Here is a 16493-nt window from a genome sequence, read left to right on the forward strand (position 1 = left end):
CACCCCGCCACCCGTGAGGCTGAATAGACATCCTGTAGGACCGGCCGCGCCGGACCGGTCGCCCGCCCGGCCGGATCAGGCACACTGGACGTTTGGCCGCGCGGAAGGATGTACGCACGTGAACGGACCGCTGATCGTCCAGTCCGACAAGACCCTGCTCCTGGAGGTCGACCACGAGCGGGCCGACGACTGCCGTCGGGCCATCGCGCCGTTCGCCGAGCTGGAGCGGGCGCCGGAGCACATCCACACCTATCGGGTGACGCCGCTGGGGCTGTGGAACGCGCGCGCCGCCGGGCACGACGCCGAGCAGGTGGTGGACGCGCTGGTCGAGTACAGCCGCTACCCGGTGCCGCACGCGCTGCTCGTCGACATCGCCGAGACCATGGACCGCTACGGCCGGCTGTCCCTGGTCAAGCACCCCGCGCACGGGCTGGTGCTGACCACCACCGACCGTCCGGTGCTGGAGGAGGTGCTGAAGTCCAGGCGGATCGCCCCGCTGGTCGGCGCCCGCATCGACCCGGACACGGTCGCCGTGCACCCCTCCGAGCGCGGGCAGATCAAGCAGACGCTGCTGAAGCTGGGCTGGCCCGCCGAGGACCTCGCCGGATACGTGGACGGCGAGGCGCACCCGATCGAGCTGCTGGAGGACGGCTGGACGCTGCGGCCGTACCAGCGGCAGGCGGTGGAGAACTTCTGGCACGGCGGGTCGGGTGTCGTCGTGCTGCCCTGCGGCGCGGGGAAGACGCTGGTCGGGGCCGGGGCGATGGCGCAGGCCAAGTCGACGACGCTGATCCTCGTCACGAACACCGTCTCCGCCCGGCAGTGGAAGCACGAGCTGGTGAAGCGGACGTCGCTGACCGAGGACGAGATCGGCGAGTACAGCGGCACGAAGAAGGAGATCCGCCCGGTCACGATCGCCACCTACCAGGTGCTGACGACCCGGCGGAAGGGCGTCTACCCGCACCTGGAGCTGTTCGACTCCCGCGACTGGGGCCTGATCGTCTACGACGAGGTGCACCTGCTGCCCGCGCCCGTGTTCAAGTTCACCGCCGACCTCCAGGCGCGGCGCCGGATCGGTCTGACGGCGACGCTGGTCCGCGAGGACGGCCGCGAGTCGGACGTGTTCTCGCTCATCGGCCCGAAGCGGTTCGACGCGCCGTGGAAGGAGATCGAGGCGCAGGGGTACATCGCGCCCGCCGACTGCGTCGAGGTGCGGGTGAACCTGACCGACGCCGAGCGGCTGGCGTACGCGACGGCCGAGGCGGAGGAGAAGTACCGGTTCTGCGCGACGACGGACACCAAGCGGAAGGTCACCGAGGCCATCGTGCGCCGCTTCGCGGGCCAGCAGATCCTGGTGATCGGCCAGTACATCGACCAGCTGGACGAGCTGGGCGAGCACCTGGGCGCGCCGGTCATCAAGGGCGAGACGTCGAACGCCCAGCGCGAGAAGCTGTTCGACGCGTTCCGCCGGGGCGAGATCAGTGTCCTGGTGGTCTCGAAGGTGGCGAACTTCTCCATCGACCTGCCCGAGGCCACCGTCGCCATCCAGGTCTCCGGCACCTTCGGCTCCCGCCAGGAGGAGGCGCAGCGCCTCGGCCGCGTCCTGCGCCCGAAGTCCGACGGCCACCAGGCGCACTTCTACTCGGTCGTCGCCCGCGACACCATCGACCAGGACTTCGCCGCACACCGCCAGCGCTTCCTCGCCGAGCAGGGCTACGCGTACCGGATCGTGGACGCGGACGAGCTGCTGGCGGAGAGCTGAGAGACGGCCCTGCCGTACACCGAGGTCTCGCGGCCGACAGGACTGGGCGGGCAGGACCGGGCGATCCGGCTCACCTCACAGATCGTCGCGGAGTACGTGGTCTCGCGGGGCCGCCCGGCGCTGGTGATGCTGCGCGTCCTCGACGACGCGGACATCCTGCTGCCCGAGGACCGCTCCGGGAACCGCTGAGCCCGCCAGCACCGCCAGCCCCAGCAGCGGGTACGGCGACGCCAGGAGCTGCTGCCACCACGGGAGGTGGAGGTCGCGGGGGCCCTCGTGGGGGACGAGCCACAGGGTGCGGGCGGTGAAGACGGCGGCCGTGAGCGCGGCGAGGCGGGGGCGGCCGTCCGCGAGCAGGACCGCGATCAGGGGGACGCACCACACCCAGTGGTGGGACCAGCTGACCGGCGAGACGAGCAGGGCGGTCGTCGCGGCGAGCGGGATGCCGTGGCGGTCACCGGCCGCGCGGGCCGCGAGCCACAGGCCGCCCGCCGCCGCCAGGAGCGCCGGGAGCCACCAGGCCGGGCCGGGCGCCGGGTCGCCCAGCGCGCGGGCGACCATCCCCCGCAGGGACTGGTTGTCGACGATCCACGGCTTGCCGACCCGGCCGGTCTCCCACAGCCGGCGCAGCCAGAAGTCGGCGCTGGCGGCGGGCAGCAGCAGCGCGCCGGCGAGGACGGTGCCGGTGAACGCGGCCGTGGCCGTCGCCGCCTCGCGCCGCCGTCCGGTCAGCAGCAGGTACGCGACGAAGACGGCCGGGGTCAGCTTGATCCCGGCCGCGATGCCCACCGCCACGCCCCGGGCGCGGGCGCCGGCCGGGCGGGTCAGGTCCCACAGGACCAGGCAGGCCAGGGCGAGGTTGATCTGGCCGAAGAGCAGGGTCTGGAAGACCGGTTCGAGCCACAGGGCGAGGGCCGTGGCGGCGCACAGCGCCGGGGCGGTGGCGCGCAGCCCCGCGAGCCGGGCCGACAGACGCACCAGGCAGGCCACCAGGAGGGTGTTGCCGGTGAGGACGGCCGCTTTGAGGGCGGTGGTGGAGAGCCAGGCCGCAGGGGTGAAGAGAAGGGCGGCGAAGGGCGGGTAGGTGGCCGGGAGATGCCACTCGGTGACCGTGAAGCCGTACAGGTCACGGCCGTCGAGGACCGCCTCGCCCTCCGCCTGGTAGACCAGCGCGTCGGCCATGGGGGCGCGCTGGGCCACGCACAGCACGGCGAACGCCGTGAGGGAGACCGCGAGGAGGAGCAGGGGGGTGGCGCTGTGTGCACGGCGGGTCACGCGGTGACCCTAGACCGTCACCTGCGGCGCACGCCCGCCTCCTCGCCGTACTCCCCGAGGACGACCACGTCGAAGAAGGCGCCCGCGAAGACCTTCACGGCACGGAGCGCGTCGCCGAGGCGGTGCCGGTGGCTGCCCGCGACGGCGGTCGCACCGGACGGAGGCCGGGCGCGGGCCGGAACTGGGGTGATGGCTGCTGCACTCATGTCTCCATGGTGGATTCCCGGACATAAGACGCGCATCGGTCTTCGGTCGGTGCTGTCCCCTAGGGGGGCCGGGGGCGGCCGTACGTCCCGAGGGGGAAGTGCGGGGGCGGGCCGAGGGACGGGCTGAGGGGCGAGCAGTGGGCGCCCAGGGTGTGCGGGAGCGAGCGGTGGGCGCCCAGGGGTGCGCGGGAGCGCCCGCGGGGTGCGGGGAGCGCCCGGAAGTGTGGAGAGCGCGTGGAAAACCGTTCGCGTCCGCTCGCGCCGTTCCTCTAAAATCTCCGCTCTTGCCCGCCTCCCCGCACGGAGTGCCGCCGCCCGGACGGAAACCGGTCGGCATCTCGCAGACCCGCCCACCCCCTCGCAGGTCCCTTCGGAGGCACCGCCTTGTCCACCGCCGACCGCACCGATCCCCTCTCCCGTGAGCGCGCGCACCTCGCCGCCTCCCGTGCCGCGCTGCGCGCCATGCGGGAGGACGTGGAGTCGCTGGACATCCGCGACGTCAGCGCGAACTGGGTGAACGCCCGCGTCCTGGAGCGCCAGATCGAGGAGCGGATCAAGGCGCTCGCCGACCTCAGCGACACCCCGCTGTTCTTCGGCCGCCTGGACTATCTGCACGCGCCCGGCGCCGACCGCGCGGAGGGCGCCGAGGGGGAACGCTTCTACATCGGGCGGCGGCACGTGCACGACGCCGACGGCGATCCGATGGTGATCGACTGGCGCGCCCCGGTGTCGCAGCCGTTCTACCGGGCGTCGAAGAAGGACCCGATGGACGTCTCGCTGCGCCGCCGGTTCGGGTACACGGGCGGCGAGCTGACCGCCTACGAGGACGAGCGGCTGTCGGACCCGGCGGAGGAGGAGAAGGCCAGCCGGCTGCTCCAGCAGGAGATCGAGAAGCCGCGCGTCGGCCCGATGCGGGACATCGTGGCCACCATCCAGCCGGAGCAGGACGAGATCGTCCGCTCGGGACTGGGCGGCACGGTGTGCGTGCAGGGCGGCCCCGGCACCGGCAAGACGGCCGTCGGCCTGCACCGCGTCGCCTATCTGCTGTACGCCCACCGGGAGCGGCTGGCCCGCACGGGCACCCTGGTGATCGGCCCGAACCGGTCCTTCCTGCACTACATCGAGCAGGTGCTGCCCGCGCTCGGCGAGTTGACGGTGCGTCAGGCCACGGTGGACGACCTGGTGGCGCACGTCGAGGTGCGCGGCACGGACGAGGCGGGCGCGGCGGTGGTGAAGGGGGACGCGCGGATGGCCCGGGTGCTGCGCCGGGCCGTGTACTCCCACGTGTCGATGCCGACCGAGCCGGTCGTCGTCGTGCGCGGCTCGCGGCGCTGGCGGGTCCCGGCGTACCAACTGCAGGACATCGTCCGCGAGTTGCTGGACCGCGACATCCGCTACGGCGCCGCCCGCGAGGCGCTGCCGCAGCGGATCGCGCACGCGGTGCTGGTGCAGATGGAGCGCGCGGGCGAGGCGCCGGACGACCGGGTGCAGGACGCGGTGGCCCGCACCAGCGCGGTGAAGGCGGCGGTGAAGGCGGTGTGGCCGGCGGTGGACCCGGCGAAGCTGGTGCTGCGGCTGCTGTCGGACGCGGACTTCCTGGCCGAGCACGCGGCGGGGATCCTCACCGAGGACGAGCAGAAGACGATCCTGTGGGCGAGGCCCGCCCGGAGCGTGAGGTCCGCCAAATGGTCGCCCGCCGACGCGGTGCTGATCGACGAGGCGGCCGATCTGGTGGAGCGCACGCCGTCGCTGGGGCACGTGGTGCTGGACGAGGCGCAGGACCTGTCACCGATGCAGTACCGGGCGGTGGGCCGCCGCTGCACCACCGGCAGCGCGACCGTCCTCGGCGACCTGGCGCAGGGCACCACGCCGTGGGCGACCCGCAGCTGGGAGGAGGCGCTGGCGCACCTGGGGAAGCCGGAGGCGGTGATCGAGGAGCTGACGGCCGGTTTCCGGGTGCCGACGGACGTCATCACGTACGCCTCCCGGCTGCTCCCGCACATCGCGCCGGGCCTCACCCCGGTCGCCTCGATCCGGGAGAACCCGGGCCTGTTCGAGGTGCGCCCGGCCGCCGGCACCGCCGACGTGGTCGCCGCCTGCGCGGAGCTGCTGCGCAACGAGGGCTCGGTCGGCCTGATCGCCGCCGACGCGCGCGTGCCGGTGCTCGCGGAGGCGCTGTCGGAGGCGGGGCTGCCGTATCTCGCCCCCGGTGAGGAGACCACCCGGGAGACCCGTCTGACGCTGGTCCCCGCCTCGCTCGCGAAGGGTCTGGAGTACGACTACGTGGTGCTGGACGAGCCGCAGGCCGTGGTGGACGGCGAGCCGGACGAGCGGACGGGGCTGCGGCGGCTGTACGTGGCGCTGACCCGTGCGGTGTCGGGGTTGATCGTGACGCACGGGGCACCGCTGCCGCCCCAGTTGGGGTGAGGGCCCGGCAGGTCCGGGGATGGTCACTGTCGCCGCCGGGCCGCGGTGCGCCGTGCATGGCTCGCGCCTTCGAAGGTGCGTCCAGTGCACCCGCTCAAGGGGCGCGGGGAACTGCGCGAGCAACCCACGACGCACCCGCAGCCCGCGACGCGCAGTCGCCCCCCTCAGACCGCGGCGTCCACAGCCTTCCGCCACTCGGCGACCGCCTCCGCCGAGACCGGCCCCGACCAGCCCCGCGGCCGCGCCGCCCCGCCGATGTGGAAGGCGTCGATCCCCGCCGCCAGCAGCCGCGGCACGTGAGCGAGCCGCAGCCCGCCGCCGACCAGGATGCGCTGCTGGTAGCCGGGCTCGCCGCCGCGGGCCGCCTCGGTGAGCAGGGTGGGAAGCCCGTCGTCCACGTCGGTGGCGGAACCGGCGGTGAGGTAGGTGTCGAGGCCGGGCAGGCCGTCGAGCTGCTTGCGCAGGGCGTCGCGGTCGGCGGCGTGGTCGATGGCCCGGTGGAAGGTCCAGGAGCAGCCGTCCAGGGCGGCGACGACCCGCTCGACGGCGGACAGGTCGAGGCCGCCGTGCGGGTCGAGGAAGCCGAGCACGAACTGGTCGGCCCCGGCGTCGCGCAGTTCGCGGGCGCGGGCGACGAGCCGGTCGAGGTCACCGGCGGCGAACCCGTCGACGAGCCGCAGCATCACCCGCAGCGGGATGTCGACGGCGGCGCGGATCGCGCGGAAGGCCGCCGTGGCCGGGGTCAGTCCGTCGGCGGCCATGTCGGTGACCAGCTCCAGGCGGTCCGCGCCTCCGGCCTGGGCGGCGGTCGCGTCCTCGGCGTCGAGGGCGATCACCTCCAGGACTGCACGCTTGCTCATGTCACCCCATTCGTCGGCGCGGGCCCGCCGCACCACGGCTCTACAGGTCTACGGCTCTACAGGTCTACGGAGCTTCAGACCTGCGGATCCTCGGCTCTACAGGTCTAGTCCAATCAAAGACTACGCCTGCCGCCCGCCCCCGCTCACCCGAAGATGTTCAGCCCGGCCGCCTCCACCCCGGCCAGCTCGTAGTCCGCGCCCGCCGTCGGCCGCCCCGCGTACAGCCGGATCAGCGTCGGCGCGGAGCCGATGAACCGGGCCGGCGGCCGGGTGCCGCTCGCCTCGCCGAGCAGCAGCGGCTCGTCCCGGTCGTCGAGGTCGGCGTGCAGCGGCACATGGCCCCGCTCGCGGGTGAGCCGGGCGAGCAGGTCCAGCGCGTACGGCAGCCCCGCCCCGCCGTACGCGCCGGGCTCGCCGAACACCTCCCGCACGTCACCCGCGTGCACCCACTCCCCCAGCGCGATCATGTCCAGCACCCCGCCGGACCGGGCGATCACCGGCCCGGCCTCGGTCATCCCGCGCTCCAGCTCGTCCACGACCCGCGCGTTCGTCCAGTCGGCCCGCTCGGCGATGTCCCGGTCGTTGGACTCGGGCGAGAACACGCCCTTCTCGAACCGGTTCTCCACCACCCGCGTGAGCGCGGCCGAGCAGTGCGCGAGCACGTCCCGCACCGTCCAGCCGGGGCAGGCGGCCACCGGCAGCGCGAAGTCGCTCTCCGCCCGGCTCCGCAGCAGCGGCACCAGCGCGTCCCGCTCGATGGTCAGCAGCCGGCCCGGCAGTTCCGGGTCCCGTACGTCCTTCACGTCCACAGAAGTCATACGGCCACGCTAGGGCCCCGCCGCGCGGGAGAATGTGCTCATGGCCGATGTCGATCCCGAGGAACTGCGCGCCCGGTTCAGCCGCTGTCTGGAGCGGGCCCGTCACCCCGGTGACGGGCCGGACCCGTCGCCGTACGCCGACGATCTGCTGGGGCGGTGGCGGGAGCCGCAGCGGCGGTATCACACGCTCGCCCATCTCACGGCGGTCCTCGACCACGTCGACACGCTGGAGGAGTACGCGGACGATCCGGACCTGGTGCGGCTGGCCGCCTGGTTCCACGACGCGGTGTACCTGCCGGAGCGGTCCGAGAACGAGGAGCGGTCGGCGCGGCTCGCCGAGCGGGCGCTGGCCGAGGCGGGGCTGGCGCGGGAGGCGACCGCCGAGGTGGCGCGGCTGGTGCGGCTGACCGCCGGGCACGCGCCCGCCGACGGCGACCGCAACGGGCAGGTGCTGTGCGACGCAGACCTGGCGGTCCTCGCCTCGCCGCCGTCCGCGTACGCCGCCTACACGGCGGCCGTGCGCGAGGAGTACGGCTTCATCCCCTCCGACGCCTTCCGCGCGGGCCGCGCCGCGATCCTGCGCGATCTGCTGGCCCTGCCCCGGCTGTTCCGCACCCCGTACGGCGCCGAGCACTGGGAGGCGACGGCCCGCTACAACGTCACCGCCGAGCTGGAAATGCTGTCGTCGTGAGCCGTTCGCTCCCCTAGCCTGCCGGGCATGACTGACGTGGGCGGACAGCGGGCGGCCGAGGCCGTCGAGCGGGCGGTGGCGGACGCGGCGCGGGTGCTGCGGGCGGCGGCACGGCGGGACTGGGACGGCACGCGGGCGGGCTCCCTGGAGTGGAGCTGCCGCCGCGCGGCGGAGCACCTGGCGGGTGCGCTGCTCGCGTACGCCGGCCAACTGGCGGGCCGGGGACGGCACACGGACCGTTACGCGCCCCTGGGTCCGGCCGTCGACGAGGGCGCGGACCCGGCCGGGCTCCTGGACGTCCTGGAGACCACCGGCACCCTGCTCGCGATGGCCGTGCGCACCACCCCGCCCCGCGCCCGCGCCTTCCACCCGTTCCCGTTCGGCAGCGCGAACCGCGAGGGTTTCGCCGCGATGGGCGTGACCGAGACGCTGCTCCACACGTATGACATCGCCGAGGGCTTCGGGCTGGCGTACGAACCGGACGGCCGGCTCGCCGAGTTCGCCCTCACCCGGATCTTCCCGGAGGTCCGGCCGGGCCCCGCGCCCTGGCCGACCCTGCTGTGGGCCACCGGCCGCGGCGGCCTGCACGGGCGGGAGCCGGTCACCGAGTGGATGTGGACCAACAGCCTCGTCATCCCCGCCGGGCGCCTCACCCTGGAGGGTGTCACCCCGGCGGCGGCAGCGGATCTCGCGACCGGCGGCGACGGCGGGTTCGACTGGGTCGAGGGCGGGCCGTACGAGGGCACGCGGGAGGCCGCCGCGATGACCCTGAAGGCGTACGAGACCGGGGTGCACCGGCCCGAGTTCGGGCTGTTCGTGCTGGTCCGCGAGGAGGACGCGCGGGCGGTCGGCGGGATGGGTTTCCACGGCCCGCCGGACGAGGACGGCCGCACGGAGATCGGCTACGACCTCGCCACCTCCGCGCGCGGCCGGGGCTACGCCACCGAGGCGCTGCGCGCGCTGTCCGAGTGGGCGCTGGCCAGGACGGACGTACGGTCGCTGTTCGCGACGGTGGAGCCGGCGAACCTGCCGTCGCAGCGGGTCGTGGCGCGGGCCGGGTTCCGGCGGGTCGCGGCGGAGGACGAGCTGTTCGCCTACGAGTTGCGGGGCTGACCGGCGGCCCCCGAGGACCGCTTGCGGCGGCGCAGTCCGGCGCCGTGCAGCAGCCGCACCACCTCGCGCGAGGTCACCTCGACGGCGCCGGCGCGGACCGCGTCGGCATAGCGGTGCGCGGGGATGTCGTAGTGGTCGCGGTCGAAGGCGCGGCGGGGCACGCCGAGGCGGGCGGCGAAGGCGTGCAGTTCGTCGTACGAGGCGTCGCTGACCAGGTGGGACCAGAACCGGCCGTGGCCCGGCCAGGACGGCGGGTCGATGTACACCGTCACGACCCCGCCCTCCCGGTCCCGTTCACGACGGGGTGGTCCCGCCCATCGCCGTGCCCAGCGAGCCGATGGAGGCGACCTTCACGCCCGCCTTGTGGCACACCCAGTGCGGGTCGGGGCCCAGCTCCGGCTCGACGTCGAGGGCGTGCGGGTCGCCGGAGCCGCAGACCGGGCACAGCGGCCAGCGGCCGTGCCGGTCGAGGAGGGCGTCCTGCACGTCCTGGGCGACCAGCCCGGCGACGAAGGAGGCGCCGTCCGGCCACTGCTCCACCCACCAGCGCCGCTGCGTGACGGAGTCCTCGACCAGCGAGACGACGTCCGCCTCGGCGACCTGGCCCGCGACGAGGTCGGCCAGCACGAGGGCACGCGCCGCGTGCAGTGCCTGCTCCAGGGGGCTGATGGGGTTCATGCCCCTATTGTGCGCACTCTTGACCGGGAGTCCGAGCCGAAAATATCTTTCAATGGTGACCAGGGAAGTGAAGGAAACTTTCGGCGGCGGGCCCGGCGCGACGCCGCCCGCGCCCAGCGCGCTCGCCGCCAAGGTGCGCACCCTCGCCCCCTCCATGACCCGCTCGATGCAGCGCGTCGCCGAGGCCGTCGCGAGCGACCCGGCCCGCTGCGCCGCCCTCACGGTCACCGGACTGGCCGAACTCACCGGCACCAGCGAGGCCACCGTCGTGCGCACCGCCCGCCTGCTCGGCTACCCGGGCTACCGCGACCTGCGCCTGGCCCTGGCCGGTCTCGCCGCCCAGCAGCAGTCCGGTCGCGCGCCCGCCATCACCACCGACATCGCGGTGGACGACCCCCTCGCGGACGTGGTGGCGAAGCTCGCCTACGACGAGCAGCAGACCCTCGCCGACACGGCCGCCAACCTGGACACCGTCCAGCTCGGCGCGGCCGTCGGCGCGCTCGCCGCGGCCCGCCGCGTCGACGTGTACGGCGTCGGCGCGTCCGGCCTGGTCGCCCAGGACCTCACCCAGAAGCTGCTGCGCATAGGGCTGATAGCGCACGCGCACAGCGATCCGCACCTCGCCGTCACCAACGCGGTCCAGCTCCGCTCCGGCGACGTCGCGCTGGCGATCACCCACTCCGGCTCGACGGGCGACGTCATCGAGCCGCTGCGCGTCGCCTTCGAGCGCGGCGCGACCACCGTCGCGATCACCGGACGGGCCAACTCGCCGGTGGCGCAGTACGCCGACCACGTGCTGACCACGTCCATCGCCCGCGAGACGGAGCTGCGCCCGGCGGCCATGTCGTCCCGCACGAGCCAGCTGCTCGTGGTGGACTGCCTGTTCGTCGGGGTGGCCCAGCGGACGTACGACACGGCGGCCCCGGCCCTGTCGGCGTCCTACGAGGCGCTGGCGCACCGGCACCGCAGATGACCCGCGCCGACCGTCACGCACCCACCTGACCGTCGTGGAAAGAGCCGTACCCGATGACCTCCGCATCCGACGCCCGTGACCTGCAAGCCCAGCTGGAGCAGCTGACCACCGAGGCCTTCCGGCCCGACCTCGCCGAGATCGACCGGCTCTCCACGCTGGAGATCGCGACGCTGATGAACGGGGAGGACGCCGGGGTGCCGGGCGCGGTCGCGCGGGAACTGCCGCGGATCGCCGCCGCCGTGGACGCCGTCGCCGACCGCATGGCCCGCGGCGGCCGGCTCGTCTACGCCGGTGCCGGGACCGCCGGGCGGCTCGGCGTGCTGGACGCCTCCGAGTGCCCGCCCACCTTCAACACCGACCCCGCTCAGGTCGTCGGCCTGATCGCGGGCGGCCCGCAGGCCATGGTGACCTCGGTCGAGGGCGCGGAGGACTCGGCGGACCTGGCCCGCGCGGACCTCGACGCGCTGGACCTCGGCCCGGACGACACGGTCGTCGGCGTCTCCGCCTCCGGCCGCACCCCGTACGCCCTCGGCGCCGTCGAACACGCCCGCAAGCTCGGCGCGTTGACGATCGGCCTCGCCTGCAACCCGGACAGCGCGCTGGCCGCCGCCGCGGACCACGGCATCGAGATCGTCACCGGCCCCGAGCTGATCACCGGCTCGACCCGGCTGAAGGCGGGCACGGCCCAGAAGCTCGTCCTCAACATGATCTCGACGATCACCATGATCCGCCTGGGCAAGACCTACGGGAACCTCATGGTCGACGTCCGCGCCTCCAACGACAAGCTGCGCGCCCGCTCCCGCCGCATCGTCGCCCTCGCCACCGGGGCGGACGACACGGAGATCGACCGCGCGCTGACCGAGGCGAACGGCGAGGTGAAGGACGCGATCCTGACCCTTCTCGCGGGCGTCGACGGGCCCACGGCGGCCCGCCTGCTCACCGAGCACCGGGGCCACCTGCGGGCAGCGCTGGCGGCGGCACGGGCGTAGCGCCCTACCGGAGCCGCTCGCGCTCCCGGTTCATCGTCCGCACCCGGGCCAGCAGCGCGTCGTTCGACGGCACCATCCGCAGGATGTCCGTCAGCTGCTCGGCCGTGCGCACGTTGCAGCGCCCCAGGTCGACCAGGGCGAACGGTTCGTCACTCGCCCCCGTCACCGGATCGACGCGCAGCGACGGCAGCACGACCCCCACTCCCTTGAGCGCCGCCCGCAGCGCCTCCACGATGTCCTCCGTCGTCCGCACGCTCCGTACCTCCACGCTGAGTTTCCGATTCACCACCCAGCGTGTCTTCCCCACCTTTAACCTGGCCAGACAAGGCGCCCCAACAATCCGAGGTGTACGACAGGGAGGTGCCATGCCGGGACCGAAGGACCTCGACCCGTCGTCGTCCCCCCGCGCCCTCCTGGGCGCGGAACTGCGCCACGCCCGCGAGAAGGCGGGCCTCAGCCAGGAGGAACTGGGCCAGCGGCTGTTCGTGAGCGGATCGTTCATCGGGCAACTGGAGGCGGGGACGCGACGGATGCAGCCTGAACACGCGCGGATGTTGGATGAGGCGCTGGGGGCCCAGGGCTTTTTCCAGCGGAACTGCCGGGCGGTGGCCAAGTCGAAGTACGTCGAGCACTTCGCGGAAGCGGCGGAGGCCGAGGCTCAAGCCATCGCGATCAGGGAGTACGCACCGCTCCTGATCCCGGGACTGCTGCAGACGCCCGCGTACGCACGGGCTGTGAACCGCGCCTACGACCCGACGGTGCCGGAAGCGACCATCGACGAGTGGGTGGAAGGCCGGATGGAGCGGATCCGGCTGCTCGATCATCCAACAAAACCGCTGTTGTGGATGGTGCTGGACGAGGCCGCGTTGCGCCGCCAGACCGGTGGGCGGGAAGTGATGGCGGAGGCGCTGCACCACATCGCCGGCCTGGCCCGCCGCAACCGCGTCATCGTGCAGGTGATGCCGTTCAGCGCGGGCGCGCACTCGGGGATGCAGGGTGCGCTGAAGCTGATGGAGTTCGAGGACGCCCCTCCGCTGGTCTACTACGAGGGCGTGCGCACCGGACGACTGGAGGACGACCCCGCCACGGTCGCCCAGCTCAAGTTCACCTTCGATCTCCTGGCCGCCTCCGCGCTGTCGCCGGAGAAGTCTCTGGCCCTGGTGGAAGCGTTGGCGCAGGATTACCCCCATGAGGAACATCCCTGACTACGACCTGAGCGCGGCGACTTGGCACAAGTCGAGCTACAGCGGGGGCGGCGGTGACAACTGCCTGGAAGTCACCCACGACTTCCCCACCGTCATTCCCGTCCGCGACTCCAAGACGCCCACCGGCCCGAAGCTCGTGTTCCGAGCCTCGGCGTGGACGGCGTTCGTCAGCGGGCTGAAGCGGGACTGACGGGTCCCCGAAGCTCAAGTACCGAGCCCCGAGCCCTCTTTTCAAGGAATGGGTGGTGGGTCTCAACCCACCCTCCCACCCTGCGAGTTGACGTGCCGCATCCGGCTTGCCACGCACCGTGACGAGGGTCTAGCGTTCCCCGAGACAAGCAACAGCCCCCGCCCGGTGCGCCAACACCTGCGGGGGCCTAACCAACGGAATCGATAGCACCGATCCCATGGCTGAAGCCCACATTAGTCCTGCCCCCGCGCCCTCGCACCCCCTGTCCAACCCCGGATACGGGAAGCGCTCGGCGCCCGGCCAATCCCCGCGCACGAACGACGACTTCGCGCACCTGCCGCCGCGCGAGGCCGCCATCGCCGCGTACATCGACCGGCTGCCCGACGGCGCCGACATCTCCGTGAAAACGCTGGCCAAGCACCTGCCGTACGGGCAGTGCGCGCTGCGGACGGCGCTCAACCGGCTGCAGCAGGCGGGCCACTTGCGCAGGGGGCGCGAGGCGGTGACCGCCGACGACGGCAGCTCCCGCTGGATCACCCGATCGTGGTTCTCCCGTACCGCCCGCGACGACGCCTGGTGGACGGCGTTCACGCGAGGGGACGTACCGGACCCGGATCCGGACCCCGGACCGAGAGCACGGCCCATCCGCTCCCGCGCCCACATCTTCCTCGCGGCCCTGGGCCGCGCCACCCCCGCCCTCTCCCTCTCCGAGGCCGAGTGCGCGCGGCTCGCGCCGCTGGTGGCGGAGTGGTTCGCGCGGGGCGCCGACGAGGAGGCCGTACGGCACGCCCTGACGAGCGGCCTGCCGAGCCCGGTGCACCACCCGGCCGCGCTGCTGCGCACCCGGCTCACGGGGAAGCTGCCGCCGCCGCCCCCGCCGCGTCCGCCCCAGCGGGTCCTGGAGTGCGCGGGCTGCGGCCTGCCGGGCCGGCCGGAAGCCCTGCCGGGCGGCCGGTGCGGCGCGTGCCGGGGCGAGCGCGCCCCCGCCCGCGCCGGGGCGCCCCTGCCCGCCCGGACCGTCCACGCCCGCGCCGCCGAGATCCGCGCCGCGATGGCACAACGCCGAGAGAGGGTCCTCACATGAGCACGCAGTACAGACACGCAGGTGTGTACAGTTTTCGCATGGACGCGTATCCGCTCGTGGAAGCCCGCAACCAGCTCGGTCAACTGGTCGGCAGGGTCCGGCACGGCCAGGAGCACATCGTGATCACGGAGTACGGCAAGCCCGCAGCCGCGCTCATCCCGATAAGCGAGCTGGAGGAGCTTCAGCGGCTCCGGGACGAGGCCGACATCGCTGAAGCGCGGGCCCGAGAGGCGAGCCCGGGCGGCCCGTCGATGTCCCACGACGAGTTCATGACCCAGATGGAGAAAGAGGACCGGCGGGAGGCCGCTTCGTGAGGTACGCGGTGGTATGGGAACACCATGCCATGGCCGACTTCCGGCGGCTGCGTGTCACCGACCCCATGACAGGACCGGAGCCCGCCCCATGAACCACGCCCAGCTCACCGCCCTAGGCCGTGCCCTGCGTCTCCTCGGGGAGCACGGGGAGGCGCTGACCGCCGACACCCCGGACGCCAAGCTGCACGAGGTCAAGGCCGACCTGCGGCGCGCCCTGGACCTGCTGGAGGAGAGCGTCACCTCGGCCGCGCCGACCACCCGCTGCCCGGAGCACCCGCAGGGGCCCGTCGACGAGGCCGCGCCCGATCTGTGCCTGCTGTGCGAGACGCGGCGCCGGGCGGCCCGGCGGGCCGAGTTCAACGGACCCGGCCCGGCGCCCGCGCCCACCCCCACCGCGCCGTCCCGGTACGGGACGCGCGGTGACCGGCCGCAGCCCCAGCAGCGGTGGCTGCCCGAGGCGTGGAACGGGCAGGAGTGGCAGCTGTGCGGGACGCCGCGCCGCGACCGCCGGGAGGCCGAGCTGTACCTGACCGCCCAGCGGCGCGGGTCGCGGCCCGCGCCGGCGTACCGGCTCGTGCACGAGTTCACCGACTACGAGGTGCTGCGCGTGTGGGGCACGCCGGTGCGGGTCGACATCGAGCCGATGGGCAATCTGTAGCCCCCTGGGCGTCAGGCGTCAGGCGTCAGGCGTCAGCTCAGGGTGCGCAGCGCCGCCGCGTCGTAGGGCGCCAGCTCGTCGAAGCGGCCCGCCAGGACCTTCTGCGCCCACAGCGGGTCCTGGAGCAGGGCGCGGCCCACGGCGACCAGGTCGAACTCGTCGCGCTCCAGGCGGTCGAGGAGGTTGTCGAGGCTGCCGACGGGCGCCCCCTCGCCGGCGAAGGCGCGGATGAAGTCGCCGTCGAGGCCGACCGAGCCGACGGTGATGGTCTGCTTGCCGGTGAGCTTCTTGGTCCAGCCGGCCAGGTTGAGGTCGGAGTCCTCGAACTCGGGCAGCCAGTAGCGGCGCGTGGACGCGTGGAAGGCGTCGACACCGGCCGCGGCGAGCGGCGTGAGGATGGCCTCCAGCTCCTCCGGCGTCTCGGCGAGCCGCGCGTCGTAGGCGTCCTGCTTCCACTGGGAGAAGCGGAAGATCACCGGGAAGCCGGGCGAGACGGTCTCGCGGACCGCCGCGACGATCTCGGCCGCGAACCGGCTGCGGGCCACCGGGTCGCCGCCGTAGGCGTCGGTGCGGCGGTTGGTGCCCGCCCACAGGAACTGGTCGATGAGGTAGCCGTGCGCGCCGTGCAGCTCGACCCCGTCGAAGCCGATGCGCTCCGCGGCGGCAGCGGCCTCGGCGAACGCGCCGATGACGTCGTCGATGTCCCGCTGGGTCATCGCCTCGCCGGTGCCCTCGGTGCCGTCCAGACGCAGCCCGGAGGGGCCGACGGCGGGCGCCTCGGGGAACGGCGGCTGCCCCGCCTTGCGGACCATGCCGATGTGCCACAGCTGCGGCACGATCCTCCCGCCCGCCGCGTGGACCTCCTCGGCGACCTTCGCCCACCCGGCCAGCTGCTCCTCGCCGTGGAAGCGCGGGACCCGGTCGCTCTCGCCGGCCGAGGGGTGGCCGACGTAGGTGCCCTCGGTGACGATGAGTCCGACGCCCGCGGCGGCCCGGCGGGCGTAGTAGGAGACGACGTCCGCGCCGGGGACGCCGCCCGGCGAGAACTGGCGGGTCATCGGCGCCATGACGATCCGGTTGCGGACGGTCAGCTCGTTGATCGTGACGGGGCGGGCGAGGATCTGCGCGGCACGGGCGGCCGGGGTGTCGGCGGTGACGGTCACCTGGGGACTCCTTGGGTACCGAGTGGTATGTGCGTGTGCAACGATCCATAACCGGCTCCCCTGGTTCCGGATTCCGTCCCGCCCGTG

Annotated in this window: 19 protein-coding genes; 11 read left to right on the forward strand and 8 right to left on the reverse strand. The window is 73.6% G+C overall.

What is annotated here, in order from left to right; translation table 11 throughout:
* The first annotated feature begins 118 nt into the window (after positions 1-118).
* On the forward strand, positions 119-1762 hold the full coding sequence (locus G7Z13_RS15840; protein ID WP_165999906.1) for a DNA repair helicase XPB: 1644 nt from the start codon (positions 119-121) through the stop codon (positions 1760-1762).
* 75 nt (positions 1763-1837) lie between these two features.
* Here the strand turns inward: G7Z13_RS15840 and G7Z13_RS15845 are convergent, their stop codons facing one another.
* Both G7Z13_RS15845 and G7Z13_RS15850 read right to left on the reverse strand, forming a co-directional pair.
* Positions 1838-3037, reverse strand: coding sequence for a glycosyltransferase 87 family protein (locus G7Z13_RS15845; RefSeq protein WP_240926226.1), 1200 nt, complete (start codon positions 3035-3037; stop codon positions 1838-1840).
* A 17-nt stretch (positions 3038-3054) separates the two neighbouring features.
* Positions 3055-3243 (reverse strand): hypothetical protein, encoded by a 189-nt coding sequence (locus tag G7Z13_RS15850; RefSeq protein WP_165999908.1) that lies wholly within the window; start codon positions 3241-3243, stop codon positions 3055-3057.
* A 462-nt stretch (positions 3244-3705) separates the two neighbouring features.
* Between G7Z13_RS15850 and G7Z13_RS15855 the strand changes: the two genes are divergently transcribed.
* Complete coding sequence (locus G7Z13_RS15855; RefSeq protein WP_240926496.1) at positions 3706-5670, forward strand: UvrD-helicase domain-containing protein; 1965 nt, start codon at positions 3706-3708, stop codon at positions 5668-5670.
* Positions 5671-5834: 164 nt separating this feature from the next.
* Here the strand turns inward: G7Z13_RS15855 and G7Z13_RS15860 are convergent, their stop codons facing one another.
* Together G7Z13_RS15860 and G7Z13_RS15865 are read right to left on the reverse strand one after the other, a co-directional pair.
* Positions 5835-6530, reverse strand: coding sequence for a copper homeostasis protein CutC (locus G7Z13_RS15860; protein ID WP_165999912.1), 696 nt, complete (start codon positions 6528-6530; stop codon positions 5835-5837).
* Positions 6531-6673: 143 nt separating this feature from the next.
* Positions 6674-7348, reverse strand: coding sequence for a maleylpyruvate isomerase family mycothiol-dependent enzyme (locus G7Z13_RS15865; protein ID WP_165999914.1), 675 nt, complete (start codon positions 7346-7348; stop codon positions 6674-6676).
* 40 nt (positions 7349-7388) lie between these two features.
* On the opposite strand from G7Z13_RS15865, the gene G7Z13_RS15870 reads away from it, so the two are divergent.
* Positions 7389-8039 carry a hypothetical protein gene (locus G7Z13_RS15870; RefSeq protein ID WP_165999916.1) on the forward strand — a complete coding sequence of 217 codons (651 nt, stop codon included), beginning with the start codon at positions 7389-7391 and terminating at the stop codon, positions 8037-8039.
* A gap of 27 nt (positions 8040-8066) precedes the next feature.
* The gene (locus G7Z13_RS15875; RefSeq protein WP_165999918.1) at positions 8067-9152 is read left to right on the forward strand and encodes a GNAT family N-acetyltransferase; all 1086 of its coding nucleotides are present in this window, start codon (positions 8067-8069) and stop codon (positions 9150-9152) included.
* Here the strand turns inward: G7Z13_RS15875 and G7Z13_RS15880 are convergent.
* Together G7Z13_RS15880 and G7Z13_RS15885 are read right to left on the reverse strand one after the other, a co-directional pair.
* Positions 9134-9424, reverse strand: coding sequence for a DUF4031 domain-containing protein (locus G7Z13_RS15880; RefSeq protein ID WP_165999919.1), 291 nt, complete (start codon positions 9422-9424; stop codon positions 9134-9136). The two genes, G7Z13_RS15875 and G7Z13_RS15880, sit on opposite strands and share 19 nt — an antisense overlap.
* 22 nt (positions 9425-9446) lie before the next feature.
* Entirely contained in the window at positions 9447-9830 is a 384-nt protein-coding gene (locus G7Z13_RS15885; RefSeq protein WP_165999921.1) for a hypothetical protein, read from the reverse strand.
* Between the two features lie 52 nt (positions 9831-9882).
* On the opposite strand from G7Z13_RS15885, the gene G7Z13_RS15890 reads away from it, so the two are divergent.
* Entirely contained in the window at positions 9883-10803 is a 921-nt protein-coding gene (locus tag G7Z13_RS15890) for a MurR/RpiR family transcriptional regulator (protein WP_240926227.1), read from the forward strand.
* Between the two features lie 53 nt (positions 10804-10856).
* On the forward strand, positions 10857-11792 hold the full coding sequence (gene murQ / locus G7Z13_RS15895; protein ID WP_165999923.1) for an N-acetylmuramic acid 6-phosphate etherase: 936 nt from the start codon (positions 10857-10859) through the stop codon (positions 11790-11792).
* A gap of 4 nt (positions 11793-11796) precedes the next feature.
* Here the strand turns inward: murQ and G7Z13_RS15900 are convergent, their stop codons facing one another.
* On the reverse strand, positions 11797-12045 hold the full coding sequence (locus tag G7Z13_RS15900) for a hypothetical protein (protein WP_165994889.1): 249 nt from the start codon (positions 12043-12045) through the stop codon (positions 11797-11799).
* Positions 12046-12157: 112 nt separating this feature from the next.
* On the opposite strand from G7Z13_RS15900, the gene G7Z13_RS15905 reads away from it, so the two are divergent.
* From G7Z13_RS15905 to G7Z13_RS15925, 5 genes are all read left to right on the forward strand, one after another.
* Positions 12158-12997 carry a helix-turn-helix transcriptional regulator gene (locus G7Z13_RS15905; RefSeq protein WP_165999925.1) on the forward strand — a complete coding sequence of 280 codons (840 nt, stop codon included), beginning with the start codon at positions 12158-12160 and terminating at the stop codon, positions 12995-12997.
* Complete coding sequence (locus tag G7Z13_RS15910) at positions 12981-13187, forward strand: DUF397 domain-containing protein (protein WP_165999927.1); 207 nt, start codon at positions 12981-12983, stop codon at positions 13185-13187. The genes G7Z13_RS15905 and G7Z13_RS15910 overlap by 17 nt, the downstream gene beginning before the upstream one ends.
* Positions 13188-13404: 217 nt before the next feature.
* Entirely contained in the window at positions 13405-14271 is an 867-nt protein-coding gene (locus G7Z13_RS15915) for a hypothetical protein (RefSeq protein WP_165999929.1), read from the forward strand.
* Between the two features lie 38 nt (positions 14272-14309).
* A complete protein-coding gene (locus tag G7Z13_RS15920; protein WP_165999931.1) occupies positions 14310-14585 on the forward strand; it encodes a type II toxin-antitoxin system Phd/YefM family antitoxin in 276 nt (91 codons plus the stop codon).
* A gap of 88 nt (positions 14586-14673) precedes the next feature.
* Positions 14674-15243 (forward strand): hypothetical protein, encoded by a 570-nt coding sequence (locus G7Z13_RS15925; RefSeq protein ID WP_165999933.1) that lies wholly within the window; start codon positions 14674-14676, stop codon positions 15241-15243.
* Positions 15244-15275: 32 nt separating this feature from the next.
* Here the strand turns inward: G7Z13_RS15925 and G7Z13_RS15930 are convergent, their stop codons facing one another.
* Positions 15276-16406, reverse strand: coding sequence for an NADH:flavin oxidoreductase (locus G7Z13_RS15930; RefSeq protein WP_165999934.1), 1131 nt, complete (start codon positions 16404-16406; stop codon positions 15276-15278).
* Positions 16407-16493: the final 87 nt, after the last annotated feature.

It is taken from the genome of Streptomyces sp. JB150 (genome assembly GCF_011193355.1).
GTDB lineage: Bacteria > Actinomycetota > Actinomycetes > Streptomycetales > Streptomycetaceae > Streptomyces.

Coding starts and splice junctions, on each gene's coding strand:
- G7Z13_RS15865 (WP_165999914.1), bottom strand. CDS start 7,348: ATGACTTCTGTGGACGTGAAGGACGTACGGGACCCGGAACTGCCGGGC.
- G7Z13_RS15925 (WP_165999933.1), top strand. CDS start 14,674: ATGAACCACGCCCAGCTCACCGCCCTAGGCCGTGCCCTGCGTCTCCTC.
- G7Z13_RS15855 (WP_240926496.1), top strand. CDS start 3,706: ATGCGGGAGGACGTGGAGTCGCTGGACATCCGCGACGTCAGCGCGAAC.
- G7Z13_RS15875 (WP_165999918.1), top strand. CDS start 8,067: ATGACTGACGTGGGCGGACAGCGGGCGGCCGAGGCCGTCGAGCGGGCG.
- murQ (WP_165999923.1), top strand. CDS start 10,857: ATGACCTCCGCATCCGACGCCCGTGACCTGCAAGCCCAGCTGGAGCAG.
- G7Z13_RS15905 (WP_165999925.1), top strand. CDS start 12,158: ATGCCGGGACCGAAGGACCTCGACCCGTCGTCGTCCCCCCGCGCCCTC.
- G7Z13_RS15850 (WP_165999908.1), bottom strand. CDS start 3,243: ATGAGTGCAGCAGCCATCACCCCAGTTCCGGCCCGCGCCCGGCCTCCG.
- G7Z13_RS15885 (WP_165999921.1), bottom strand. CDS start 9,830: ATGAACCCCATCAGCCCCCTGGAGCAGGCACTGCACGCGGCGCGTGCC.
- G7Z13_RS15910 (WP_165999927.1), top strand. CDS start 12,981: ATGAGGAACATCCCTGACTACGACCTGAGCGCGGCGACTTGGCACAAG.
- G7Z13_RS15915 (WP_165999929.1), top strand. CDS start 13,405: ATGGCTGAAGCCCACATTAGTCCTGCCCCCGCGCCCTCGCACCCCCTG.
- G7Z13_RS15890 (WP_240926227.1), top strand. CDS start 9,883: ATGGTGACCAGGGAAGTGAAGGAAACTTTCGGCGGCGGGCCCGGCGCG.
- G7Z13_RS15860 (WP_165999912.1), bottom strand. CDS start 6,530: ATGAGCAAGCGTGCAGTCCTGGAGGTGATCGCCCTCGACGCCGAGGAC.
- G7Z13_RS15870 (WP_165999916.1), top strand. CDS start 7,389: ATGGCCGATGTCGATCCCGAGGAACTGCGCGCCCGGTTCAGCCGCTGT.
- G7Z13_RS15920 (WP_165999931.1), top strand. CDS start 14,310: ATGGACGCGTATCCGCTCGTGGAAGCCCGCAACCAGCTCGGTCAACTG.